Genomic DNA, 23,131 nt, shown 5'->3' with positions numbered 1-23,131 from the left:
CAAGCCCGCTCCCACATTTTTGATCTCAGCGGCTTTTGGTTTTCTTTACGTCTACCAGGCGGCGCAGGTGACATGTCACTTCTTCGCGGTCGTGGTAGAGCTGCTTGCAGCCGATCTCCACACGGATTCCACGCGCCTTGAAGCCCTCTTCGATGCGTTCCAGCAAACGCTTCACTTCGGCGTAACGCTGTTTCATCGGTAACTTCAGGTTCACCACCGCCTCGCGGCAATGCCCTTCGCCAATCCAGGTTTCCAACAGTGCCGCGTTGCGCGCAGGTTTCTCGACGATGTCGCAGACCATCCAGTCTACCGGCTGCTTGGGCACGAAGGTGAAGCCGTCGGCCATCAGGTGCTGCACCAGGCCAGTGTCCATCAGGCTTTCGGCCATGGGGCCGTTGTCGATGGCGGTCACCAGCATGCCACGGTTGACCAATTGCCAGGTCCAGCCGCCTGGCGCTGCGCCAAGGTCGACGCCGGTCATGTCGCCGTGCAGGCGTTCGTCCCACTGGTCACGGGGGATAAAGTGGTGCCAGGCCTCCTCCAGCTTGAGGGTCGAGCGGCTAGGCGCGTCACGCGGGAACTTGAGGCGCGGAATGCCCATGGGCCACATCGCCGAGTTGTTCGACTCGGCCAGGCCCATGAACACTTCGCGACCGCTCTTGAAGGTCAGCAGCAGGCGCGGCTTGCTCGGGTCGTCCACCAGCTTGCCGGCGTTAAGCAGGGCTTTGCGCAGGTGCACTTCGAATTTCTTGCAGAAGTTGGACAGTTCCTTGCCGTCGTTGGTGTCGACCATCTCCAGCCACAGGCTGCCGCACACAGGGAATTCGCGCAGGTGGGCGAGGATCACGCTGATGCGGTCGGTTTCCGGCAGGTCGATAAACACCCCGCGCGCCCACTGCCTCGGGAAGATCAGCTCGGCAAAGCGCTGGCCGTGCATCAGGCGCTGGGCGCCGTCTTCTTCGGTGCAGACAAATTCGGCGCAGGCGCTGCCGGTCTTGGCCTTGGCGTAGCCGGACACGTTCAGGCGCGCGGCGTGCTCCGCGATCTCGGAACAGACTTCGCCTTCAAAACCCGGGCGGCAGTGCATAAAAAGGGTGTTCATTGAATCTCCTGGTGAATCAACCGGCGTTGCGCTATCGCAATACCTGTCATGAAAACGCGCGCATGATAGCCGAGTTCGGAACCTTGGACTCAGCGATAGAGTCCAGTTATTAGCCTGCTAATGAAAACAGCGCTAACGTGATAGCTCTGTTCGTCCCGTCAGGTCCGTAGCCGTGCGGACCATAAGGAGTCATGTAATGTCATCCCTTGATAGCCTGAGAACCCTTAAGACACTGCACATAGACAGCAAAACCTACCACTACTTCAGCCTGCCCGAAGCCGCCAAGAGCCTGGGTGATCTGGACAAGCTGCCGATGTCCCTCAAGGTGCTGCTGGAAAACCTGCTGCGCTGGGAAGACGCCAAGACCGTCACCGGCACCGACCTCAAGGCCATCGCCGCCTGGCTCAAGGCACGCCAGTCTGACCGCGAGATCCAGTATCGCCCCGCCCGCGTGCTGATGCAGGACTTTACCGGCGTACCCGCCGTGGTCGACCTGGCCGCCATGCGCGCTGCTGTGGCCAAGGCCGGTGGTGACCCGCAGCGCATCAACCCGCTGTCCCCGGTGGACCTGGTGATTGACCACTCGGTGATGGTCGACAAGTTTGGCAGCACCAGCGCCTTCGAGCAGAACGTCGATATCGAAATGCAGCGCAACGGCGAACGCTACGCCTTCCTGCGCTGGGGCCAGAGCGCCTTCGACAACTTCAGCGTGGTACCGCCGGGCACCGGCATCTGCCACCAGGTCAACCTCGAATACCTGGGCCGCACCGTGTGGACCAAAGAGGAAGACGGCCGCACCTACGCCTTCCCCGACACCCTGGTCGGCACCGACTCCCACACCACCATGATCAACGGCCTCGGCGTACTCGGCTGGGGCGTGGGCGGCATCGAAGCCGAAGCGGCCATGCTCGGCCAGCCGGTGTCGATGCTGATCCCGGAAGTGATCGGCTTCAAACTCACCGGCAAGCTCAAGGAAGGCATCACCGCCACCGACCTGGTGCTGACCGTGACACAAATGCTGCGCAAGAAAGGCGTGGTGGGCAAGTTCGTCGAGTTCTACGGCGACGGCCTGGCCGATTTGCCCCTGGCCGACCGCGCGACCATCGCCAACATGGCCCCGGAATATGGCGCGACCTGTGGCTTTTTCCCGGTGGATGAGGTGACGCTGGATTACCTGCGCCTGTCCGGCCGCCCGGCTGAGACGGTCAAGCTGGTGGAGGCCTATACCAAGGCCCAGGGCCTGTGGCGCAACGCCGGCCAAGAGCCGATCTTCACCGACACCCTGGCCCTGGACATGGGCACTGTCGAGGCCAGCCTTGCCGGGCCCAAACGCCCACAGGATCGCGTTGCCCTGCCGAATGTAGGCCAAGCATTCAGCGATTTTCTCGACCTGCAATTCAAGCCCACCAGCAAAGAAGAAGGCCGCCTGGAAAGCGAAGGCGGGGGCGGCGTTGCCGTGGGCAATGCCGACCTGGTCGGCGAGGCGGATTATGAATACGAAGGCAACACCTATCGCCTGAAAAACGGCGCGGTGGTGATTGCCGCGATTACCTCCTGCACTAACACCTCCAACCCCAGCGTGATGATGGCCGCCGGGCTGGTGGCAAAGAAAGCCGTGGAAAAAGGCCTGACCCGCAAGCCCTGGGTGAAAAGCTCCCTGGCGCCGGGCTCCAAAGTGGTCACCGACTACTACAAGGCGGCGGGCCTCACCCAATACCTGGACAAGCTTGGCTTCGACCTGGTGGGCTACGGCTGCACCACCTGTATCGGCAACTCCGGGCCCCTGCCCGAGCCGATCGAAAAAGCCATCCAGAAGGCCGACCTCACCGTGGCCTCCGTGCTGTCCGGTAACCGTAACTTCGAAGGCCGCGTGCACCCACTGGTGAAAACCAACTGGCTGGCCTCTCCGCCTCTGGTCGTCGCTTACGCGTTGGCCGGTACCGTGCGCATCGACATCAGCAGCGAGCCGCTGGGCAATGACCAGCAGGGCAACCCGGTGTACCTGAAGGACATCTGGCCCAGCAGCCAGGAAATCGCCGAGGCAGTGGCCCAGGTCAGCACCAGCATGTTCCACAAGGAATATGCCGAAGTGTTTGCCGGCGACGAACAGTGGCAGGCCATTGAAGTGCCGCAGGCAGCTACCTACGTGTGGCAGCCGGATTCCACCTATATCCAGCACCCGCCGTTCTTCGACGACATTGCCGGCCCGCTGCCGGTGATCGAGGACGTCAAGGGCGCCAACGTGCTGGCTCTGCTGGGGGATTCGGTGACCACCGACCACATCTCCCCTGCCGGCAATATCAAGGCCGACAGCCCGGCCGGGCGCTACCTGCGCGAACAGGGCGTGGAGCCGCGTGACTTCAACTCCTACGGCTCACGCCGGGGCAACCATGAAGTGATGATGCGCGGCACCTTCGCCAATATCCGTATCCGCAATGAAATGCTCGGCGGCGAAGAAGGCGGTAACACGCTGTACATCCCCACTGGCGAAAAAATGGCGATCTACGATGCCGCCATGCAGTACCAGGCCTCGGGCACACCGCTGGTGGTGATCGCCGGCCAGGAATACGGCACCGGCTCCAGCCGCGACTGGGCGGCCAAGGGCACTAACCTGCTGGGCGTCAAGGCGGTGATCGCCGAGAGCTTCGAGCGTATCCACCGCTCCAACTTGGTGGGCATGGGCGTGTTGCCGTTGCAGTTCAAGCTGGATCAGAACCGCAAGACACTCACGCTCACCGGCAAGGAGAAGATCGATATCCTCGGGCTGACCGATGCCGAGATCGAGCCGCGGATGAACCTGACGCTGGTGATCACGCGGGAGGATGGCAGCAGCGAGAAAGTTGAGGTGCTGTGCCGGATTGATACCTTGAATGAGGTGGAGTACTTCAAGGCCGGTGGGATTCTGCACTACGTGCTGCGCCAGTTGATCGCGTCCTGACCAACGCCGCAAAACTAATGTGGGAGCGGGCTTGCTCGCGAAGGCGGTGAGTCAGTCAAGAATGTATCGACTGACACTCAATATTCGCGAGCAAGCCCGCTCCCACAGTTTTGACCGTATTTCAGATCAGCCGAACAGCCACTTCCACAACAGCACCAGCACCACTACCGCCAGCACCGGCCGCGCAATGCGGTAGGCCTTGGGATGCTTGCGTTTCCACTGCTTGACCTGGCCGCTGAACTTGTCGCTGAAGGTCTTGCTCCAGGCGTACGCCTGGTTGATGCCGCCCACGCGCTCGTCATCGAGGTTCTGCGGCGCCGTGGCACGGCCAAGCTGCTTGCTGACCCAGCGGTTGATGCGGGTCATCACGCGGTTGCTCAAGGGGCGCTCAATGTCGCAGAACAGGATCACACGGGTCTGTTCGGTTTCGTTTTTCACCCAGTGCACGTAGGTTTCGTCGAACATCACGTCTTCACCGTCGCGCCAGGCGTAGACCTGGCCGTCGACGAAGATACGGCAGTCGTCGGAGTTCGGCGTGGACAGCCCCAGGTGATAACGCAGGGAACCGGCGAACGGGTCGCGGTGCGGGTTGAGGTGGCTGCCGCCCGGCAACAGCGCGAACATCGCGCCCTTGACGTTAGGGATGCTGCTCACCAACGCCACGGTCTTGGGGCACAGTGCCTCGGCCGATGGCAGCGGTTTGTCGTACCACTTGAGGTAAAAACGCTTCCAGCCCTTCTTGAAGAACGAACCGAAACCGGCGTCGTTGTTCTTTTCGGCGGCGCGGATGTAGCCCTCGTCGAACAGGTGCATGGCCTCTTCGCGAATCACTTCCCAGTTGTCCTTGAGCACATCCAGTTCCGGGAACTTGCTGCGGTCCAGGTACGGTTTGGACGGCACCGCGGAAAACAGGTACATCAGGGCGTTATACGGGGCGAACAGCGCCGAATGGTTGACGAACTGACGCAACATCGGCAAACGGGCCTTGCCACGCAGGTGCACATACAGCGTGCTGCCGATGAACAGCAGCAACACCGACAGTTTGGCGGCCAAAGAAAAGGTCATGCAGCAACTCCTGGAAATAAGCGCCTGGCCAGCCAATTTCCATCAATGGGAAACCAGACGTAACAGCCGGCCATGATAAACACTTGAGCCATTATGCAGAAGACCCAGGAAAACAGACTGACCTGTATCAACCCCCCGCAACCCTTGTAGGAGCGAGCTTGCTCGCGAAGAACGTCAACGATAACGCGGGCTTACTGGTTCAATGTGGTGCTCTCAGGTTTTTCGCGAGCAAGAACTAGGCGTCCCCCTCGCTCCTACAGTATTCAGGCCTGGTTTTCCTGCTCGGTAAACAAATCACTGAACAACATACTCGACAGGTAGCGCTCACCGGAGTCCGGCAAGATCACCACGATCGTCTTGCCCTGCATTTCCGGCTTCTCGGCCAGGCGCACGGCCACGGCCATGGCGGCACCACACGAGATCCCGCACAGAATGCCCTCTTCCAGCATCAAGCGCCGGGCCATGGCCTTGGACTCTTCGTCAGTCGCCAGTTCCACGCGGTCGACCATCGACAGGTCGAGGTTTTTCGGCACAAAACCGGCGCCGATGCCCTGGATCTTGTGCGGGCTGGGCTTGATCTCTTCACCCGCCAATGCCTGGGTGATCACCGGGGAAACCATGGGCTCCACGGCCACCGACAGAATCGGCTTGCCCGCCGTGTTTTTTATATAGCGTGATACCCCGGTGATGGTGCCGCCGGTCCCCACGCCTGCCACCAGCACATCCACGGCGCCATCGGTGTCGTTCCAGATTTCCGGGCCGGTGGTTTTCTCGTGAATGGCAGGGTTTGCCGGGTTGTCGAACTGGGCCGGCATAAAGTAGGTGGCCGGGTCGCTGGCGACGATCTCGGCGGCCTTGTCGATAGCACCCTTCATGCCCTTGGCCGGCTCGGTCAGCACCAGTTCGGCGCCCAGAGCCTTGAGCACTTTACGGCGCTCAAGGCTCATGGACGACGGCATGGTCAGCAGCAGTTTGTAGCCACGGGCAGCGGCGACAAAGGCCAGGCCGATACCGGTGTTGCCTGAAGTCGGCTCGACAATGGTCATGCCCGGCTTGAGCTTACCGCTACTTTCCGCATCCCAGACCATGCTGGCGCCAATGCGGCACTTCACCGAATAGCCCGGGTTACGTCCTTCGATCTTGGCCAGGATCGTCACGCCCCGCGGCGCGATGCGGTTGATCTGAATCAGGGGCGTGTTACCGATGGAGTGCGCGTTGTCTGCAAAGATGCGGCTCATGGCGGTTCCTATTATCGAGGCGTTGGGAAAGGCCCCAAGGGTATGCCTCGTGCTCCCAAGCGTCCAGACGGAGGAACGTTGCGCCAATCAGAACAGTCAATCTCCTACAAGCAAGGAGAACTGCCCTATGAAACGTCGCTACAGTTGGCCGTTAGGGACCATCGCCGCTCTGGTGCTGGTGTTGATTGCCATCCACCTTGCGCTGCCCTACCTGGTGCGCAACTACCTGAACGACAAACTCGCCAACATGGGCGATTACCGTGGCGAGATTGCCGATGTGGACCTGGCGCTATGGCGCGGCGCCTACCGGATCAATGGCCTGCAAATCGTCAAGGTGGACGGCAAGGTCCCGGTGCCGTTCGTCAAGGCACCGCTGATCGAGTTCGCGGTGAGCTGGCATTCGCTGTGGTACGACCATGCCGTCGTGGCCGAGGGGCATTTTGTGCGCCCGCAGATCAACTTTGTCGATGGCGGTGCCAACAAGCAGGCGTCCCAGACCGGTAAAGGCACCGACTGGCAGGAGCAACTGCGCAAACTGTTGCCGATCACCCTCAACGAAGTGCGCATCGAAGACGGTGAGATCGCCTTCCATAACTTCAGCTCCAAGCCCCAGGTGAATATCAACGCCACCGGGGTCAACGCCAGCTTCTATAACCTGACCAATGTGGTGGATGTCAAAGGCAAGCGCGACGCCCGCTTCGAAGGCAAGGCACTGCTGCAAGGCCAGGCGCCTCTGGAGGCCAACGCCACTTTTGATCCGCTGAGCGATTTCGAAGAGTTCGAGTTCCGCTTCCGCGCCCGCGACCTGCAACTCAAGCGCATGAATGACTTCGCATCGGCCTATGGCAAGTTTGACTTCAAGGCCGGCACGGGTGACGTGGTGATCGAAGCCCAGGCTGAAAATGGCCGGCTCACCGGCTACATCAAGCCGCTATTGCGGGATGTAGAGGTGTTTGACTGGCAACAAGACGTTGAAAACCAGGACAAGAATATCTTCCGCTCGATCTGGGAAGCCGTGGTGGGCGCCAGCGAAACCGTGCTGAAAAACCAGCGTAAAAACCAGTTCGCCACCCGTGTAGAGCTGAGCGGTAGCGTGCATCAGCAAAATGTCAGTGCGTTTTCGGCGGTGATCGCGATTCTGCGCAATGGGTTTATCCAGGCGTTCAATGCTCGTTACGAACAGCCCAAGCCCAGCGCTGATTAACCCTGTGGGAGCTGGCTTGCCTGCGATGGCGGTGGGTCAGTTAACTAATCTGTCGCTGATACACCGCTATCGCAGGCAAGCCAGCTCCCACACGTCCTGCATGGGCCAGGGCTGATGTGACCCGCCATTCAGAGACTGAATGCCCCGTCTGCGTTCACAGTCGCCGGGGCTGCGCGGTATAGTCAGGCCATTGATGAATTCGAGGAATGACCGATGAAGTTCGAAGGCACCCAGGCCTATGTGGCTACCGATGACCTGAAACTGGCCGTCAACGCCGCCATCACCCTGGAGCGGCCGCTGCTGGTCAAGGGCGAACCGGGCACCGGCAAGACCATGCTTGCCGAGCAACTGGCCGAATCCTTCGGTGCCAAGTTGATCACCTGGCACATCAAGTCCACCACCAAGGCCCATCAAGGCCTGTACGAGTACGACGCGGTCAGCCGCCTGCGTGACTCGCAACTGGGCGTGGACAAGGTGCACGACGTGCGCAATTACCTGAAGAAGGGCAAGCTGTGGGAAGCCTTCGAGTCCGAAGAGCGGGTGATCCTGCTGATCGATGAAATCGACAAGGCCGACATCGAGTTCCCCAACGACCTGCTGCAAGAGCTCGACAAGATGGAGTTCTACGTCTACGAAATCGACGAGACCATCAAGGCCAAGAAGCGCCCGATCATCATCATTACCTCCAACAACGAAAAAGAGCTGCCGGACGCGTTCCTGCGCCGCTGCTTCTTCCACTACATCGCCTTCCCCGACCGCACCACCTTGCAAAAGATCGTGGATGTGCACTACCCGGACATCAAGAAAGACCTGGTCAGCGAAGCGCTGGACGTGTTCTTCGATGTGCGCAAGGTGCCGGGCCTGAAGAAAAAACCTTCCACCTCCGAGCTGGTCGACTGGCTCAAGCTGCTGATGGCCGACAATATTGGCGAAGCGGTGCTGCGCGAGCGCGACCCGACCAAGGCCATCCCGCCCCTGGCCGGCGCTTTGGTTAAGAACGAGCAAGACGTGCAGTTGCTGGAGCGTCTGGCGTTCATGAGCCGTCGCGGTAATCGCTGATGCTGCTCAACCTGTTCAACGAAATGCGTGCCGCCAAGGTACCGGTGTCGGTGCGCGAGCTGCTCGACTTGATCAACGCGCTCAAACAGCGCGTGACCTTCGCCGACATGGACGAATTCTACTACTTGGCCCGGGCGATCCTGGTCAAGGATGAGCGGCATTTCGACAAGTTCGACCGGGCCTTCGGCGCCTATTTCAACGGCCTGGAAAAGCTCGACGACCACCTGCAGGCGCTGATCCCCGAGGAGTGGCTGCGCAAGGAGTTCGAACGCTCGTTGAGCGATGAGGAACGTGCGCAGATCCAGTCCCTCGGTGGCCTCGACAAGCTCATCGAAGAATTCAAGAAACGCCTGGAAGAACAGAAAGAACGCCATGCCGGTGGCAACAAGTGGATCGGCACCGGCGGCACCAGCCCGTTTGGTTCCGGCGGCTACAACCCCGAAGGCATTCGCGTGGGTGACGCCGGCAAGCGCCAGGGCAAGGCGGTGAAAGTCTGGGACCAGCGCGAGTACAAGAACCTCGACGACCAGGTGGAACTGGGCACGCGCAACATCAAGATCGCCCTGCGCCGCCTGCGCAAATTTGCGCGCCAGGGCGCAGCCGAAGAGCTGGACATCGATGGCACCATCGACCACACCGCCCGCGATGCCGGCTTGCTGAACATCCAGATGCGCCCCGAGCGGCGTAACACCATCAAGCTGTTGCTGCTGTTCGACATCGGCGGCTCGATGGATGCCCACGTGAAGATCTGCGAAGAGCTGTTCTCCGCGTGCAAGACCGAGTTCAAGCACCTGGAGTACTTCTACTTCCATAACTTCGTGTACGAGTCGGTGTGGAAGAACAACCAGCGCCGCACTTCCGAACGCACCTCCACCCAGGACCTGCTGCACAAATACGGCGCCGATTACAAAGTGATCTTTATCGGTGATGCGGCCATGGCACCTTATGAAATCACCCAGGCCGGCGGCAGTGTCGAGCATTGGAACGAGGAGCCGGGGTATGTGTGGATGCAGCGCTTCATGGCCAAGTACAAGAAGCTGATCTGGATTAACCCCTACCCGAAAGATACCTGGGGCTATACGGCATCGACGGGCATTGTGCGGGAGTTGGTGGAGGATCAGATGTATCCGCTGACGCTGCGCGGGCTGGAAGAAGGTATGCGCTTTCTCTCAAAATAAACGCAGATCCACATGTGGGAGCGGGCTTGCTCGCGAATGCGGTGAGCCAGTCGCCGAAGTTGCTGACTGATACACCGCATTCGCGAGCAAACCCGCTCCCACATTTGGTTTGTGGTGTTATTTGAAGCGCTGCAAAAACTTGATGTGCTGCCGATGCGCCGCCTCCTGCACCACCGGTGCCAGCCGCACCTTCTGCCCCGGCAAACACTGCGCCAGCCGCGCCAAGGATAAAGGCGTCAACGCGCCCAACCGCGGATAACCGCCGATGGTCTGCCGGTCATTGAGCAACACAATCGGCTGCCCATCCGGTGGCACTTGGATTGCGCCCAATGGAATCCCTTCGGAAATCAACGACGGCCCCTGGTACTGCAACGGCGTGCCCAGCAAACGCATGCCCATGCGGTCGGCGCGGCTGTCCAGGGCCCATTCGCTGTTGAAGGCGTCGAACAGACTCTGCCCGCTGAACTGACCGATCTGCGCGCCGATGATCAGGTCCAGTGATGCACTGGATTGCACATCCGGGTTGGCCAGCACCTTCATTGCGCCGCCCGTACCGGAATAAGCCAACCGCCCACCTTCGGCCAACGCCTTGCCGAAACCGTCCACCCCGCCCAACGCTTCGCGCACGACCGTGGCACAACTGCCCAGTACAACCTGCGCATCAAAGCCACCGGGCGCGGCCAGATAAGCGCGTGCCCCGTTGAACGGCTGGGTGAAACGCAGGCGTTGGCCCTTTTGCAGGATAAAACTGCGACCGGGGCTTATCGCACGCTCATCGACATAGGCGCCCAGATCCGCACCGGCCAAGGCCAGCAGGCAATAGTCCTCGGCCTGCAGGGTAAAGCCGCCCAGGGTAATTTCCACCACCGGCGCATCCAGGGCATTGTCCAGCAGCCAGTTGGCCCAGGACATCGACACCCAATCCAGCGCGCCGCCCTGGGTCACGCCCAGATGACGCACGCCAAACCGCCCGACGTCCTGCAACAGGCACAGCGGGGTACTGGCCTCGATGATCAAGCGGCTCATGCCTGCGCCTCCAGCGGCGTGTCATCGCCACCCAGATTGACGAATTCGGCGTGGCTGACCGGGGCGAAGCGCACCGTGTCACCGGGCTGCATCAGGCTGTAGCCGTCGCGCTCACGGTCGAACAGTTTGGCCGGGGTGCGGCCGATCAGGTTCCAGCCGCCTGGGGACACCACCGGGTACGCGGCGGTTTGCCGTTCGGCGATGCCGACGCTGCCAGCGGCCACGCGTTTGCGCGGCGTGTTGAGGCGCGGCGTGGCAAGTATTTCATCCACCAGCCCCATAAAGGCAAACCCAGGGGCAAAACCGAGGGCGAACACCTGGTACTCGTGGGCGCTGTGGCGGCGGATCACCTCCTCGACAGTCAGCCCGCTACGCTGGGACAGCAAAGTCAGTTCCGGGCCGACACTCAGGTCGTACCACACCGGCAGCACATGGCACTGGCCACTGCCCTGAGGCTGGGGTTGCAGATCGGTGAGGGCCTGGTCGATCAGCGCCCGGGCCTGGGCCGGGGTGAGCGCCGTGAGATCGTAATGCACCATCAAGGTGGTGTAGGACGGCACCAGGTCCACCAAGGCCGGGCCAAAGCCATTGCGCAGGCGCTCGGTAGCCGCGAGCATCCACGGCATGTTGGCTTCGGCGATCACGTCAAACAGGCGCACCATCAGGCAGTCGATCGCCACCACTTCAATGCGTGGGTTCATGCTGTTTTCAACGCTTCGCGGATACGCTGCACGGCGGCGACCGAACTGGCATTGTCGCCATGCACACACAGGGTATTGGCCTGGAGTACCAATGGGCTGCCGTCGCTGGCAATCAGCGCTTCGCCACGGGAAAAGGTCAGAGCCTGCTGCACAATGGTCTCGGCATCGTGATGCACCGCGCCCGGTAACTGCCGGGATACCAAGTGGCCCTTACTGTCATAGGCACGGTCGGCAAAGGCTTCGAACCACAGGGTCACGCCGTATTCGTCGCCCAAAGCTTGGGCTGCGCGGTTGTCACGGGTGGCCAGCAGCATCAGCGGCAGGTCGCCGTAGGCCGCCACGGCCTGGATCACCGCACGCAACTGCGCGGGGTTGGCCATCATGTCGTTGTACATCGCACCATGGGGTTTCACATAGCTGACGCGCCCGCCCTGGGCCCGGCAGATGCCGTCCAGCGCGCCGATCTGGTAGTGCAACAGGTCCTGGATTTCCTGCGGCGTGTAGTTCATGGAGCGCCGGCCGAAGCCTTGCAGGTCCTGGTAGGCCGGGTGGGCGCCCACTTGCACGCCATGCTTGAACGCCAGGCTGACGGTCTTGCGCATGATGCTCGGGTCGCCGGCATGGAAACCGCACGCCACGTTGGCGCAATCAATGAGCGGCATGACCTCGGCGTCCAGACCCATGGTCCAGTTGCCAAAGCTTTCGCCGATGTCGCAGTTCAGTAGCAGGCGGCTCACGGGGGTCGCTCCTGTAGGCTTTGTTTTCTTGTAGTGTGGGATTTTTTACGCAGAACTCGCAACTTGTCCTGACACCCCGACGACGCTTATCGTGGAATAGCTCGATTTTTGGCGTTTGCCCGGTGCGACGTCCAACTAATAAAAACCGATCCATGCATAAGAAAAAGTTGATCCCATGAATTTGAAGTTCCTCGAAACCTTCGTCTGGGTGGCCAAGCTCAAGAGCTTCCGGCTCACGGCCGAGAAGCTGTTCACCACCCAGGCCTCGATCTCCAGCCGCATCGCCGTGCTGGAAAGCGAGTTGGGGGTGAAGCTGTTCCTGCGTGACTCGCGTGGCGTGAGCCTGACCCCGGAAGGCTTGAAAGTGCTCGACTATGCCGAGCAGATGATGGTGACCATGCAGGGCCTGAAACAGTCCCTGGAGACCACCAGCAGCAAGGTCGGGCGCATTCGGATCGGCGCGATGGACACGGTGATCCACACCTGGCTGAGCCCGCTGGTTGCCGAGCTGATGAAGCTGTACCCGTTGGTAGAGATCGAGTTGATCGCCGATACCGCGCTGAACCTCAGCGATCAGCTGCAAAAAGGTTTCCTCGACCTGATCCTGCAAACCGACCTGCTGCGCCTGGAAACCGTGCGCAGCCTGGAGCTGGCCAGCCACCCCATGGCCTGGATCGTGGCCAGCCAGTCGATCTACAACCGCGACTACGCGTCCCTCGCCGAACTGGCCCAGGAACGCATCATCACCTACTCGAAAAACTCACACCCGCATCAGGACGTGTTGAGTTTGATGCAGGCCAATGGCGTGGCCGCACCGCGCATGAACTGCGTGAACTCGGTGTCGGCGATCACCCGGTTGCTGCGCGATGGCTTCGGCATTGGCGCGCTGCCACCGGTGCTGGTCAGCGAAGAGCTGGAGCGAGGGGAATTGGTGATGCTGCCCATGGCCCAGCGCCTGCCGAACTTGCAGGTGGTGGTGTCGTGGCGCGTGGGGGTGGAATTGGTGGAGGAGATTGTGGGGTTGTGCCAGAAGGTCGTGGCGCGCTATGCCGAGGAAGTCGGTGCAGAACGCATGCAACTGAATAAACCCGATTAACACTGTGGGAGCTGGCTTGCGATAGCGCTGGGTCATCCTGAACATCTGTGACTGGACCACCGCTATCGCAGCATAGGTATCTACACAACTTTGGTGCGACGCTGGACCTGTGGCGAGGGAGCTTGCTCCCGTGACGACCGGACAGCTGGCGCCTATCTCCCTGAGGCACCGCGATCCAAATGTGGGAGCTGGCTTGCCTGCGAAGACGGCCTAACAGTCAACACAGTTGGACAGGGTACATATCCGTTATTTAGGTAACGGCCACTTAGGGTTCCGCCCTGACGGCGGCTCACTTTTGAACAGCGCAAAAGTAAGCAAAACGCTCTTGCCCCACCACTCGGCACCTCGCCTGGGCTCGGTGTGCCCGTAATCCGCCAGTGATTTGGGGGGCCGCCGCCACGCGCCATCCATGGCGCTGGGCGGCTAAACCGGCATCCCTGCCGGTTTACCCCCCCAAATCCCTGTCGAATTCCGGCCAGCGTGGTTTAACGGGGCGCCTAAGATCAAAATCAAGATCAAGAGCGACTCGCTGCGCATCGTGGTTAGCGTTTGCTGCGATGGCGGTATACCAGCGCCCGATGGGTAGACTGACCCGACGCCTTCGCAGGCAAGCCAGCTCCCACATTGGACCGAGTCGGCCCTGACTTAGAGGCCCTTGAGGTCGCGCTCTTCGATGGGCCGGCTCTGGCGCAGGCGCCGGCCACCCAGCACCACCCAATCGATCAAGCGATACAGGCATTCAATGCCGAATGACAAAAGCATCGCCCCGCCCAGGCCCCAGCCCATGGCTTCGGGCGTCAGCAGAATCTGGTAGCTGTAGCCATTCCAGGTCTCCAGACGGATATCCGGGTCGGCGGCCACCGCCACCTGCAGGGCGCGGATGTACCACGGGCCTTGCATGGCCTGGAATTGCTTGTCCAACTCGAGTTGGCGATCGAGCATGGCGCCCAGGCTGCTGGCGTCGCTCTGGAATACCGGGTCATCGCTGGCGCGGTAATGCGCCACCAAGGCTTGCATATCACCGTTGAAGAACTGCTGCGCCGTGGACTCGAAACCGCGCAAGCCGGTCTGGGCCTCGATCAGGTGGGCCTCGACGCGCTTGGCGTAGTCATTGATAAACCCCGGCACCTGCACGCCGATCAACAAGCCAACGGCAAACAATACCAACCGCAGATAGCTCAGCAACATGCTTGATTCCTTACTCGGTAACGCCCTGGCTGACACATTCACCGCGTCGCCACAGGCTCCATTGGCCCGGTTCGTAGCGGGTCCAGTTTTCGTTGTCGGTCAAGGGCTCGGTGGCGATCACCGTTACCACGTCATTGGGGGTGGTTTCGGCCTGAAAATCGACGATCACGTCGACATCTTTCAAGCGCGCCGGACCAAAAGGCGCACGCCGGGTGATCTGTGCCAGCTTGGTCGAGCAATAGCAGAACAGCCAGTCGCCGTCGCTGAGCAGGCAGTTGAACACGCCCTTGCTGCGGTACTCGGCGCAGGCGGCGATCAGGTCGGGCAGCACCTGTTCGATGTCCACCGGCTCGGGGAAGGCCTCGCGCACGCGGTTAAGCAAGTCGCAGAACGCCGCTTCGCTGTCGGTATCGCCCACCGGGCGGTAGAAGGTGGCGCGGGGGTTGAAGTCCGCCAGTTGGCCGTTATGGGCAAAGCACCAGTTACGCCCCCACAGCTCACGCACGAACGGATGGGTATTGGCCAGGCTGACCTTGCCCACGTTGGCCTGGCGGATATGGCCGATCACCACTTCGCTCTTGATGGGGTAACGCTGCACCAGCAACGCGACTTCTGACTCGCTGCTGGCGGCCGGGTCCTGGAACAGGCGCAGGCCACGGCCCTCATAGAAGGCAATGCCCCAACCGTCGCGGTGCGGGCCGGTACGCCCACCGCGCTGCATCAGCCCGGTAAAGCTGAACACGATATCGGTGGGGACGTTGGCACTCATGCCCAATAATTCACACATGCCAGGGCTCTCGCTGCAGGGCAAACAACGTTAAAGGCGCGGCTCGACCCGCATACCACCGGCAGGCGCCGGGCGACGGAACGGTTCGTCGTCTTCCGGCTCGGCGGCCAAAGCGGCATCCGCAGCAGCCTTGCGCTCACGACGAGCGTTGGCGGCGCGTTCGATGGGCCAGCGGATCAGCACAAACACGATGTACAGGGCAAACACGATCATCGTGTACATGAACAGGTCGGAAATGGCGCGCCAGGCGTTGTTGCCGACTTTTAGCACCAGGTCCAGGGCGGTAATGGCCACGGCCGGCGCAAACTGGGTCTTGACCGGGTCGACGATGGTCGGGCTGAGCAGCAGCACCGCCATCAGCAATTGCAGGGGCTCGCGCAGCCAGCGCCAGATCCAGCGGGTCATGCGCCACCACACCAACAGGCAGCCCAAAGCGGCGAAGGCGTAGAGGCCCCAAGCGGTCAGATAGTCGTTCTCGGTCATGGTGTCCATGGCAAGGTTGGCAAACAGGCGGCTATGATAACGGCTTTTGCGTGTCGCGGCTGCAATGCCTGCCACCGTCTGCCAGATAGGGAATTATCCATGCCTATTTCCACCGCACCGATTGCCCGCAAGGCCCCAGGGCCAGACCCGTACGCCTGGCTGCAAGAACGCGACAACCCTGAGGTGCTCGACTACCTCAAGGCCGAAAACGCCTGGCAGGAAGCGCAACTGGCCGATCAGCAGGCGTTGCGCGAGACCCTGTTCGACGAGATCAAGGGCCGCATTCTGGAAACCGACCTGTCCCTGCCCTCCCCTTGGGGCCCGTATTTGTATTACACACGCACCACCGCCGGTGACGAGTACGCCCGCCACTACCGCTGCCGCCGCCCGGCCGATGACAGCAACCAGGTGGACGCCAGCAGCGAAGAACTATTGCTGGACCCGAACGTGCTGGCCAATGGCGGTTTTTTCTCCCTGGGCGCATTCAGCATCAGCCCCGACCAACAACGCCTGGCCTACAGCCTCGACACCAGTGGCGAAGAGATTTACACCCTGTTCGTGAAGGAATTGGCGACCGACAAGGTCAGCGAACTGGCGTTCGACAACTGCGACGGCAGCATGACCTGGGCCAATGACAGCCTGACCCTGTTTTTCGGCGAACTGGACGACACCCACCGTCCGCACAAACTGTATCGCTATCGCCTGGACGGTACCGCAGCGCAGGAAGTGTTCCACGAGCCCGACGGCCGTTTCTTCCTGCATTGCTACCGCTCAAGCTCCGAGCGCCAACTGTTGCTGGCACTGGGCAGCAAGACCACCAGCGAAGTCTGGGCGCTGGACGCCGAGCAACCGCACCTGGCCTTCATCTGCCTGGCGCCGCGGGTCGAAGACCACGAATACGATGTTGACCACGGCAAGCGCAATGGCCAGTGGACCTGGTTTATCCGCAGCAACCGCGACGGCATCAACCATGCGCTGTACGTGGCCGCCGACACCGGCACGCCGCCCACCGAAGCCGACTGGCAGAACCTGATCCCCCACAGCGATGAGGTCATGCTCGACGGCGTGAGCCTGAACGCCAACGCCATGACCTTGAGCCTGCGCATTGGTGGCCTGCCGGTTATCGAAGTGCACCCTGAGAACGTGCCGGCCTATCGGGTGCAATTGCCTGACGCCGCCTACAGCCTTTACGTGCAGAACAGCCTGGAGTTTCCCAGCGACAAGATCCGCCTGCGCTATGAGGCCTTGAACCGTCCGGCCCAAGTGCGCCAACTCGACCTGGCGACAGGCGCGCAGGTCGTGCTCAAGGAAACCCCGGTGCTGGGCGTCTTCAACGCCGACGATTACGTCAGCCAACGCCTGTGGGCCACGTCCGCCGACGGCACCCAGGTGCCCATCAGCCTGGTGGTCAAGCGTGACCAGCTCGGCAAGCCGACGCCGCTTTACCTGTATGGCTACGGTGCCTACGGCTCAAGCCTGGACCCGTGGTTCTCCCATGCGCGCCTGAGCTTGCTCGACCGTGGCGTGGCGTTTGCCATCGCCCATGTGCGCGGCGGCGGTGAGCTGGGTGAGGCCTGGTATCGCAACGGCAAGCAGGAACACAAGCAGAACACCTTCAGCGACTTTATCGCCTGCGCCGAGCATTTGATCGCCCAGGGCCTGACCACCTCCCGGCAACTGGCGATCAGCGGCGGCAGTGCCGGCGGCCTGTTGATCGGCGCGGTGCTCAACCAGCGCCCGGAGTTATTCCAGGCGGCGATTGCCGAAGTGCCGTTCGTCGATGTGCTCAATACCATGCTCGACCCGGAACTGCCGCTGACCATCACCGAGTACGACGAATGGGGCAACCCCGAGGACCCCGAGGTGTATGCGCGCATCAAGGCCTACGCGCCGTACGAGAACGTGCGCGCCCAGGCTTACCCGGCCACGCTGGTGATCGCCGGCTATAACGACAGCCGCGTGCAGTACTGGGAAGCCGCCAAGTGGGTGGCCAAGCTGCGCGATACCAAGACGGACGACAACCTGCTGCTGCTCAAGACCGAGCTGGGTGCCGGCCATGGCGGCATGAGCGGGCGCTATCAGGGGCTACGTGACGTCGCCCTCGAATATGCCTTTTTGTTCAAGGCCCTCGGCCTGGTCTAACCGCCTGGCGTCTTTGGCTTGCTGTCGTTCTGCTGCAGGCCAGGGACCGTCTGGTCCTTGGGCGGCGCCGGCAGCACGATGGGCGCCAGCGGTGGCGCGCCATTATGAGTCTTGGGCGCTACGGGCGGCGTGACTTGCGGGTACAACGTGGGCGTTGGCGTGCCCGGCGCGCCTGGGGTTGGCGTGGGCGCGACCGGTACGGTTTGTAACTCCTGAGCCTGCGCGTTACCCAATGCGAGCGCGCTCAACACAATGACCGTTAGAATGCTGCACTTCATCGATGGCTCCATGGCCTGACCGGAATGCCTTAAGGCTACTCCCAACCGCGCAAGAATGCCCTTCCCAATGAGATTTCCATGAAACGTTTCGTTCTGCTGGACACCACCCCAATCCCCGACAACGGCGGCGCCTTGTGCCTGTTCGAATACGGCGAAGACTTTGTCATCAAGATCCAGGGCGGTGACGGTGGCCAGTTGATGAACACGCGCATGCACGGCTCCGAAGATGCCCTGGCGGAGATTCCCTGCCGCAAAGTGGCCGGGCGCCCGGGTTCACGGGTGCTGATCGGCGGCCTGGGCATGGGCTTTACCTTGGCCGCGGCGCTCAAGCATTTGGGCAAGAGTGCCGAAGTGGTGGTGGCCGAACTGGTGCCCGGCGTCGTGGAATGGAACCGTGGGCCGCTGGGGGAAAAGTCCGGACGCCCGCTGCTGGACCCGCGCACCGTGGTCCGCCAGGAAGACGTAGCCAAGGTACTGCAGGCCGAACCCCAAGGTTTTGACGCGATCATGCTCGACGTCGACAACGGCCCCGAGGGGCTCACGCAAAAGGCCAACAGTTGGCTGTACTCGGCCAGTGGCCTGGCCGCTTGTGCCAAGGCCCTGCGGCCCAAGGGTGTACTGGCGGTGTGGTCGGCCAGCGCCGACAAGCTGTTCAGTGACAAACTGCGCAAGGCCGGCTTCAAGGCCGAGGAAGTGCAAGTATTTGCCCATGGCAACAAGGGCACCCGGCATACCATCTGGATTGCAGAGAAGCTCAAGGGCTGATCGCGGTTGATTCAATCGCGCCAATCCCCTGTGGGAGCGGCTAGAATCAACCTTGTCCGTGAACCACCCAATAATAGCCAGGAGCCATGATGAGCTCGAACAACCCGCCCTCCCACACCGCCAAGCTGGACCGCATCCTCGCCGATGCCCAGCGCGACCGCGAAATGGGCTACCGCGATAAAGCCTTGAAGATGTACCCCCACGTGTGTGGCCGCTGCGCCCGTGAGTTTTCCGGCAAGCGCTTGAGTGAACTGACCGTCCACCACCGTAACCACAACCATGATGACAACCCCCAGGACGGTTCCAACTGGGAGTTGCTGTGCCTGTACTGCCACGATAACGAACACTCGCGCTACACCGACCAGCAGTACTTCGGCGAAGGCTCCACCAGCAGCCCGAGCATTGCCAAGGCAACGCACAACCCGTTTGCGGCGTTGGCGGGGTTGATGAAGAAGGACGACTGAAGCCCTGGCTGACTGTCCTGGCCCTTTCGCGAGCAAGCCCGCTCCCACATTTTGATTTGTGAACACATTCAAATGTGGGAGGGGGCTTGCTCGCGAAGGCGGCAGCTGCCACAACACACAACTTGTTCCCGACCGCAGTCCCACATTCCCCGTATAATCGCCGTTTTTCTCAAGGCACCCTTCCCCGTGGGCAATAAACGCTACAGCTGCATCGGTCTGTATAACCCCAAATCCCCCGAAAATGTCGGCTCGGTGATGCGTGCCGCCGGCTGCTACGGCGTGGCCTCGGTGTTCTACACCGGCGTGCGTTACGAGCGCGCCCGGGATTTCATTACCGACACCAAGAAGGTGCACCACGACATCCCGCTGATCGGCATCGACGACCTGAAAAAGATCCTTCCCCTTGGCTGCATCCCGGTCGCCGTGGAACTGGTCGAAGGCGCCCGCCCGTTGCCTGAATACACCCACCCCGACCGCGCGCTGTATATCTTCGGCCCCGAAGACGGCTCCCTGGACAAAGAGATCCGCGACTGGTGCGAGGACGTGGTGTACATCCCCACCACCGGCTGCATGAACCTGGCGGCCACCGTCAACGTAGTGCTCTATGACCGCCTGGCCAAGGGCAACAACACCCGTTCGGGCCCCAAGTACTGAGATTGCGGGAACATCCGGCACGTGCGCGCAGTCAGCTAGTAACACTTGCCCTTATTGGAGACTGATCATGAGCGACAGCAAAACCTTGCGACCTGTCATCGAAGCCACACCGTTGAAGCCTCAACCTACCCAGAACGTGCATGGCTGGGAGCGCATCGGCTCGGTGGCCGGCGGTGCGATGATGGTGGGTAAAGGCCTGCGCCGCGGCGGGATTTTCGGCTTGATCCAGGTGGCGATTGGTGGCGTGGCACTGGCCCGTGGGTTTACCGGGCACAGTTCGCTCAAGGACAAACTGGAACAGGGCCGTCAGGAAATGAACAGCGTGCGCACGAAAATCGAGCGCGCTGGGGAAGAGTTGAAGAACCTGAAGACCAAGGCCGAAGTGGCGGCGGAAAAGGCTGTGAAACCTAAAGCCTGATCCCTGCCTTCAAGACTGTGAAGATCTAAATTGTGGGAGCGGGCTTGCTCGCGAAGGCGGTGTGTCAGTCACGGATAGGCCTACTGAACCACCGCCTTCGCGAGCAAGCCCGCTCCCACAGTTTTGTTGCTCAGCGCAGTAATTTGGAATCCAGCACCACCGACGACTCACCGATCACGCTCTCGGCCAACTGCACGAACTCAGGGGTGTTGATGCTGTTCACCCGCATCACCGCCTGGGCCAGATCGTCCAGGGAGCGCTTATTGTGGGTCTTCACGCGAATCTCACGGTCCAGCTCCTGCAACACCACCACCGAACGCGCCAGCGTCGCGCCGTTGACGTGCTCGCCTTTGAGGGTGGTGACGTCTTTGCCTTCCTTGGTCAGCCGCGCCTGGATTGCCGCATAGCGTTCATCGGTGATGCCGCCGGCACGTCGCATCAGTTCAATCGCGTAGTACTCGCCCAAACCCTCGCTGATCCAGTCACTGCTGTCGTGGTCATTAAAGCGCCCGATGGCCTGCACCACTTCGCGCAGCAACGGGCTGCTGCCATTTTCGCCAACGAGCGGCGTGCGGCTGTTGAGGTAGATCGAATCGCGTAACGAATAAGCCCCTCGCCGCATCGGGTCACTGGCACCGACGATCAACAGTTTGCCGGGATGGCGCGGGAAGGCGGCTTCCACCTGGGGCCAGACAAACGTCAGCAACGTCAGCACGTCCATGCGGCGCATGCCCTGACCCTTGGGCGAGGCCACGGTGACATCGGTTTCACCCAGGCGCAGGCGGCGGCTGCCGAGGTTGCCCGCCAGCATCCAGCCGGTGGGGCGGTCGAACAAGCGGGAGACGTTGTCGATGCGAAATTTGTTTTGGCCAATGCGCGGCCAGGCGGTTTCGACGCTTTTCCACCCCGTCGGCAGTTCGAACAGCAGGCGTGAGACCAACTCGATGCCGTCTTGCTGGTCGAGACGTGCGGCCGGCACCAGGTCTTCGCCGCGCAGTAACGCCCAGGCGGGCGTGATCCGCGTGTCATAGACGCCAGGCTTGCGCGCATGGGCCAGGCGCACCCGGTAGGTCAGGCTGGCCTTATCGGCGCTGGGTTGCCACAGGCCACGGTTACCGGTGACTTGCCACTGGCCATCGGCCTTGAAGTCGCTGTAGTCACCGTCGCGGCCCAGGTCGAAGTTCAGGCTGCGCACCGCCGCGCCCCGGGACAGGCTGACGCGCACCTCGGCCTGCTGGCTTTGGGGCAACAGCTTGATGTGGTAATCCAGGTCGACTTTCTTCGCGCACCAGCCCGGCCCGCTCAGCGCCAGCACGACCAGGCCCGCTGCCCACTTGGCGGCCACCTTCATACACACTCCTCGTTCAGCCTGCGCGGAAAATCAGGTAATCCTCCCAGTCATCCTCGGGCACGCTGCCTTCGCTGAGCATGCGCCCGGACTGGGAAATGCGTTCGTGGTGCACCGCGTCACGGTCGCCGCAGACCAGGTGATGCCACAGCGGCAAGTCCTTGCGCTCGCTGACCAGGCGGTAACCGCAGGTCGGCGGCAACCATTTGAATTGGTCGGCCTGGCCCGGCGTGAGCTGGATGCAGTCGGGCACCGAGGCGCGGCGGTTGGGGTAATCGGTGCACTGGCAGGTTTTCAGGTCGAGCAGTTTGCAGGCAATACGCGTGTAATAGACGCTGTTGTCGTCTTCATCCTCAAGCTTTTGCAGGCAGCACAGGCCACAGCCGTCGCACAATGACTCCCACTCCTCTTGGTCGAGGTGCTCAAGGGTTTTGCGTATCCAGAAAGGTTCGACTTTGGCGGCCATGGCTCTGCATCAGTATCGGAAGGTGAAAAGGCCGCCAGTCTAGTGCCCAAGCCCGTTGGGGCCAAGCGCTTACGACTGACGGTGTTGCAAGGCTTGTCAGGCCTGGGTGGGCGCAGTAGCTTTGAATCCCGGTTTTTTCATCAGGATCTGTCCATGAGCAATAACCCCCGCGTTGCCGATTATCCGATCCACACCCAGTTCACCGAACGCTGGTCGCCCCGCGCCTTTACCGGCGAGAGCATCCCGCAGGAAACGCTGCTGAGTTTCTTCGAAGCCGCACGCTGGGCGCCTTCGGCCTACAACTCGCAGCCGTGGCGGTTTCTGTACGCGCGCCGTGACACGCCGGATTGGGAGCGTTTTCTGGGCTTGCTGAATGAATTCAACCGCAATTGGGCGCAGCATGCGTCGGCCCTGGTGATCATCGCGTCGAAAACCGACTTCATCGCCCCGGGTGCTACCGAAGAAACCCCGGCGCTGTGGCACACCTTCGACACCGGCTCGGCCTGGGGCCACCTGGCGCTACAAGCCAGCCTCAGTGGCTGGCACACCCACGGTATGGCCGGTTTCGACCAGGAACTGACCCGCAAGGAGCTGAAGATTCCCCAGGGTTATGCGCTGCATGCAGCCGTGGCGGTGGGCAAGTTGGGAGACAAGTCGAGTTTGCCGGAGTACCTGCAAGGGCGCGAAATGCCGAGCCCGCGCAAGCCGTTGAGCGAGCTGGTGTCCGAGGGGGACTTCAGCCTCTAAGCCTTGCATACACTCAATGTGGGAGCGGGCTTGCTCGCGAATGCGGT

At 61.5% G+C, this 23,131-nt stretch carries 23 protein-coding genes; 11 read left to right on the top strand and 12 right to left on the bottom strand.

The window, feature by feature from the left end; translation table 11 throughout:
- Positions 1-25 precede the first annotated feature (25 nt).
- Positions 26-1,102 (bottom strand): 23S rRNA (cytidine(2498)-2'-O)-methyltransferase RlmM, encoded by a 1,077-nt coding sequence (gene rlmM / locus N2A98_RS07755; protein WP_069558100.1) that lies wholly within the window; start codon positions 1,100-1,102, stop codon positions 26-28.
- Positions 1,103-1,298: 196 nt separating this feature from the next.
- On the opposite strand from rlmM, the gene acnA reads away from it, so the two are divergent.
- Positions 1,299-4,040: an aconitate hydratase AcnA gene (gene acnA / locus N2A98_RS07750; RefSeq protein ID WP_125969684.1), complete on the top strand. Its 2,742-nt coding sequence runs from the start codon at positions 1,299-1,301 to the stop codon at positions 4,038-4,040.
- Between the two features lie 126 nt (positions 4,041-4,166).
- On the opposite strand, the gene N2A98_RS07745 is transcribed toward acnA, so the two are convergent.
- Positions 4,167-5,105, bottom strand: a complete 939-nt coding sequence (locus N2A98_RS07745; protein WP_005786126.1) for an aspartyl/asparaginyl beta-hydroxylase domain-containing protein — start codon at positions 5,103-5,105, stop codon at positions 4,167-4,169.
- 263 nt (positions 5,106-5,368) lie between these two features.
- Positions 5,369-6,343, bottom strand: coding sequence for a cysteine synthase A (cysK, locus tag N2A98_RS07740; RefSeq protein WP_032892862.1), 975 nt, complete (start codon positions 6,341-6,343; stop codon positions 5,369-5,371).
- 127 nt (positions 6,344-6,470) lie between these two features.
- Here cysK and N2A98_RS07735 point away from each other — a divergent pair, with 127 nt between their 5' ends.
- The 3 genes from N2A98_RS07735 to N2A98_RS07725 all read left to right on the top strand — a co-directional run bounded on the left by N2A98_RS07735 (position 6,471) and on the right by N2A98_RS07725 (position 9,784).
- Entirely contained in the window at positions 6,471-7,547 is a 1,077-nt protein-coding gene (locus N2A98_RS07735) for a DUF748 domain-containing protein (RefSeq protein WP_003189629.1), read from the top strand.
- Between the two features lie 213 nt (positions 7,548-7,760).
- Positions 7,761-8,606, top strand: a complete 846-nt coding sequence (locus N2A98_RS07730; RefSeq protein WP_003210690.1) for a MoxR family ATPase — start codon at positions 7,761-7,763, stop codon at positions 8,604-8,606.
- Positions 8,606-9,784 (top strand): VWA domain-containing protein, encoded by a 1,179-nt coding sequence (locus N2A98_RS07725; protein ID WP_003189625.1) that lies wholly within the window; start codon positions 8,606-8,608, stop codon positions 9,782-9,784. The genes N2A98_RS07730 and N2A98_RS07725 overlap by 1 nt, the downstream gene beginning before the upstream one ends.
- A gap of 117 nt (positions 9,785-9,901) precedes the next feature.
- Here N2A98_RS07725 and N2A98_RS07720 read toward each other — a convergent pair whose 3' ends face one another.
- Genes N2A98_RS07720 through N2A98_RS07710 form a run of 3 tightly spaced genes read right to left on the bottom strand, consistent with a single transcriptional unit; the run spans position 9,902 to position 12,248 of the window.
- Positions 9,902-10,810 carry a biotin-dependent carboxyltransferase family protein gene (locus N2A98_RS07720; protein WP_275623222.1) on the bottom strand — a complete coding sequence of 303 codons (909 nt, stop codon included), beginning with the start codon at positions 10,808-10,810 and terminating at the stop codon, positions 9,902-9,904.
- Positions 10,807-11,511, bottom strand: a complete 705-nt coding sequence (gene pxpB, locus N2A98_RS07715) for a 5-oxoprolinase subunit PxpB (RefSeq protein WP_069558097.1) — start codon at positions 11,509-11,511, stop codon at positions 10,807-10,809. The genes N2A98_RS07720 and pxpB overlap by 4 nt, the downstream gene beginning before the upstream one ends.
- Positions 11,508-12,248, bottom strand: coding sequence for a 5-oxoprolinase subunit PxpA (locus N2A98_RS07710; RefSeq protein WP_275623221.1), 741 nt, complete (start codon positions 12,246-12,248; stop codon positions 11,508-11,510). Before N2A98_RS07710 ends, pxpB begins: the two co-directional genes overlap by 4 nt.
- A 175-nt stretch (positions 12,249-12,423) precedes the next feature.
- Here N2A98_RS07710 and N2A98_RS07705 point away from each other — a divergent pair, with 175 nt between their 5' ends.
- Positions 12,424-13,344 carry a LysR family transcriptional regulator gene (locus N2A98_RS07705; RefSeq protein WP_044272889.1) on the top strand — a complete coding sequence of 307 codons (921 nt, stop codon included), beginning with the start codon at positions 12,424-12,426 and terminating at the stop codon, positions 13,342-13,344.
- A 645-nt stretch (positions 13,345-13,989) separates the two neighbouring features.
- On the opposite strand, the gene N2A98_RS07700 is transcribed toward N2A98_RS07705, so the two are convergent.
- Genes N2A98_RS07700 through N2A98_RS07690 form a run of 3 tightly spaced genes read right to left on the bottom strand, consistent with a single transcriptional unit; the run spans position 13,990 to position 15,877 of the window.
- Positions 13,990-14,532: a DUF2937 family protein gene (locus N2A98_RS07700; RefSeq protein WP_047710321.1), complete on the bottom strand. Its 543-nt coding sequence runs from the start codon at positions 14,530-14,532 to the stop codon at positions 13,990-13,992.
- A gap of 10 nt (positions 14,533-14,542) precedes the next feature.
- On the bottom strand, positions 14,543-15,319 hold the full coding sequence (locus N2A98_RS07695) for a class II glutamine amidotransferase (protein WP_003189615.1): 777 nt from the start codon (positions 15,317-15,319) through the stop codon (positions 14,543-14,545).
- A gap of 30 nt (positions 15,320-15,349) precedes the next feature.
- A complete protein-coding gene (locus N2A98_RS07690) occupies positions 15,350-15,877 on the bottom strand; it encodes a hypothetical protein (protein ID WP_019818257.1) in 528 nt (175 codons plus the stop codon).
- Positions 15,878-15,901: 24 nt separating this feature from the next.
- Here N2A98_RS07690 and N2A98_RS07685 point away from each other — a divergent pair, with 24 nt between their 5' ends.
- The gene (locus N2A98_RS07685) at positions 15,902-17,944 is read left to right on the top strand and encodes a S9 family peptidase (protein ID WP_275623220.1); all 2,043 of its coding nucleotides are present in this window, start codon (positions 15,902-15,904) and stop codon (positions 17,942-17,944) included.
- On the opposite strand, the gene N2A98_RS07680 is transcribed toward N2A98_RS07685, so the two are convergent.
- Positions 17,941-18,222 (bottom strand): hypothetical protein, encoded by a 282-nt coding sequence (locus tag N2A98_RS07680; protein WP_032892870.1) that lies wholly within the window; start codon positions 18,220-18,222, stop codon positions 17,941-17,943. The two genes, N2A98_RS07685 and N2A98_RS07680, sit on opposite strands and share 4 nt — an antisense overlap.
- Positions 18,223-18,300: 78 nt before the next feature.
- On the opposite strand from N2A98_RS07680, the gene N2A98_RS07675 reads away from it, so the two are divergent.
- From N2A98_RS07675 to N2A98_RS07660, 4 genes are all read left to right on the top strand, one after another.
- On the top strand, positions 18,301-18,987 hold the full coding sequence (locus N2A98_RS07675; RefSeq protein ID WP_003189610.1) for a hypothetical protein: 687 nt from the start codon (positions 18,301-18,303) through the stop codon (positions 18,985-18,987).
- Between the two features lie 89 nt (positions 18,988-19,076).
- The gene (locus tag N2A98_RS07670; RefSeq protein WP_003189609.1) at positions 19,077-19,451 is read left to right on the top strand and encodes a YajD family HNH nuclease; all 375 of its coding nucleotides are present in this window, start codon (positions 19,077-19,079) and stop codon (positions 19,449-19,451) included.
- A 186-nt stretch (positions 19,452-19,637) separates the two neighbouring features.
- The gene (locus N2A98_RS07665; RefSeq protein ID WP_003189607.1) at positions 19,638-20,105 is read left to right on the top strand and encodes an RNA methyltransferase; all 468 of its coding nucleotides are present in this window, start codon (positions 19,638-19,640) and stop codon (positions 20,103-20,105) included.
- 67 nt (positions 20,106-20,172) lie between these two features.
- Positions 20,173-20,523, top strand: coding sequence for a DUF2892 domain-containing protein (locus tag N2A98_RS07660; RefSeq protein ID WP_032892871.1), 351 nt, complete (start codon positions 20,173-20,175; stop codon positions 20,521-20,523).
- Positions 20,524-20,653: 130 nt separating this feature from the next.
- Here N2A98_RS07660 and N2A98_RS07655 read toward each other — a convergent pair whose 3' ends face one another.
- Both N2A98_RS07655 and N2A98_RS07650 read right to left on the bottom strand, forming a co-directional pair.
- On the bottom strand, positions 20,654-21,874 hold the full coding sequence (locus N2A98_RS07655; RefSeq protein ID WP_275623219.1) for a hypothetical protein: 1,221 nt from the start codon (positions 21,872-21,874) through the stop codon (positions 20,654-20,656).
- A gap of 13 nt (positions 21,875-21,887) precedes the next feature.
- Positions 21,888-22,337: a YcgN family cysteine cluster protein gene (locus N2A98_RS07650; protein WP_003172524.1), complete on the bottom strand. Its 450-nt coding sequence runs from the start codon at positions 22,335-22,337 to the stop codon at positions 21,888-21,890.
- A 153-nt stretch (positions 22,338-22,490) separates the two neighbouring features.
- On the opposite strand from N2A98_RS07650, the gene N2A98_RS07645 reads away from it, so the two are divergent.
- Positions 22,491-23,084 carry a nitroreductase family protein gene (locus N2A98_RS07645; RefSeq protein ID WP_003189601.1) on the top strand — a complete coding sequence of 198 codons (594 nt, stop codon included), beginning with the start codon at positions 22,491-22,493 and terminating at the stop codon, positions 23,082-23,084.
- Positions 23,085-23,131: the final 47 nt, after the last annotated feature.

Origin of the sequence: Pseudomonas sp. FJ2-5-13, assembly GCF_029201605.1 — a bacterium.
Lineage (GTDB): Bacteria > Pseudomonadota > Gammaproteobacteria > Pseudomonadales > Pseudomonadaceae > Aquipseudomonas > Aquipseudomonas lactis.
Note: the sequence above shows the minus strand (reverse complement) of the source record. Positions and strands in the feature narration are given on the sequence as shown.

Coding starts and splice junctions, on each gene's coding strand:
- N2A98_RS07725 (WP_003189625.1), top strand. CDS start 8,606: ATGCTGCTCAACCTGTTCAACGAAATGCGTGCCGCCAAGGTACCGGTG.
- N2A98_RS07675 (WP_003189610.1), top strand. CDS start 18,301: ATGAAACGTTTCGTTCTGCTGGACACCACCCCAATCCCCGACAACGGC.
- N2A98_RS07735 (WP_003189629.1), top strand. CDS start 6,471: ATGAAACGTCGCTACAGTTGGCCGTTAGGGACCATCGCCGCTCTGGTG.
- pxpB (WP_069558097.1), bottom strand. CDS start 11,511: ATGAACCCACGCATTGAAGTGGTGGCGATCGACTGCCTGATGGTGCGC.
- N2A98_RS07670 (WP_003189609.1), top strand. CDS start 19,077: ATGAGCTCGAACAACCCGCCCTCCCACACCGCCAAGCTGGACCGCATC.
- N2A98_RS07680 (WP_032892870.1), bottom strand. CDS start 18,222: ATGAAGTGCAGCATTCTAACGGTCATTGTGTTGAGCGCGCTCGCATTG.
- N2A98_RS07645 (WP_003189601.1), top strand. CDS start 22,491: ATGAGCAATAACCCCCGCGTTGCCGATTATCCGATCCACACCCAGTTC.
- N2A98_RS07655 (WP_275623219.1), bottom strand. CDS start 21,874: ATGAAGGTGGCCGCCAAGTGGGCAGCGGGCCTGGTCGTGCTGGCGCTG.
- rlmM (WP_069558100.1), bottom strand. CDS start 1,102: ATGAACACCCTTTTTATGCACTGCCGCCCGGGTTTTGAAGGCGAAGTC.
- N2A98_RS07705 (WP_044272889.1), top strand. CDS start 12,424: ATGAATTTGAAGTTCCTCGAAACCTTCGTCTGGGTGGCCAAGCTCAAG.
- N2A98_RS07695 (WP_003189615.1), bottom strand. CDS start 15,319: ATGTGTGAATTATTGGGCATGAGTGCCAACGTCCCCACCGATATCGTG.
- N2A98_RS07685 (WP_275623220.1), top strand. CDS start 15,902: ATGCCTATTTCCACCGCACCGATTGCCCGCAAGGCCCCAGGGCCAGAC.
- N2A98_RS07720 (WP_275623222.1), bottom strand. CDS start 10,810: ATGAGCCGCTTGATCATCGAGGCCAGTACCCCGCTGTGCCTGTTGCAG.
- acnA (WP_125969684.1), top strand. CDS start 1,299: ATGTCATCCCTTGATAGCCTGAGAACCCTTAAGACACTGCACATAGAC.
- N2A98_RS07650 (WP_003172524.1), bottom strand. CDS start 22,337: ATGGCCGCCAAAGTCGAACCTTTCTGGATACGCAAAACCCTTGAGCAC.
- N2A98_RS07730 (WP_003210690.1), top strand. CDS start 7,761: ATGAAGTTCGAAGGCACCCAGGCCTATGTGGCTACCGATGACCTGAAA.
- cysK (WP_032892862.1), bottom strand. CDS start 6,343: ATGAGCCGCATCTTTGCAGACAACGCGCACTCCATCGGTAACACGCCC.
- N2A98_RS07700 (WP_047710321.1), bottom strand. CDS start 14,532: ATGTTGCTGAGCTATCTGCGGTTGGTATTGTTTGCCGTTGGCTTGTTG.
- N2A98_RS07745 (WP_005786126.1), bottom strand. CDS start 5,105: ATGACCTTTTCTTTGGCCGCCAAACTGTCGGTGTTGCTGCTGTTCATC.
- N2A98_RS07660 (WP_032892871.1), top strand. CDS start 20,173: ATGAGCGACAGCAAAACCTTGCGACCTGTCATCGAAGCCACACCGTTG.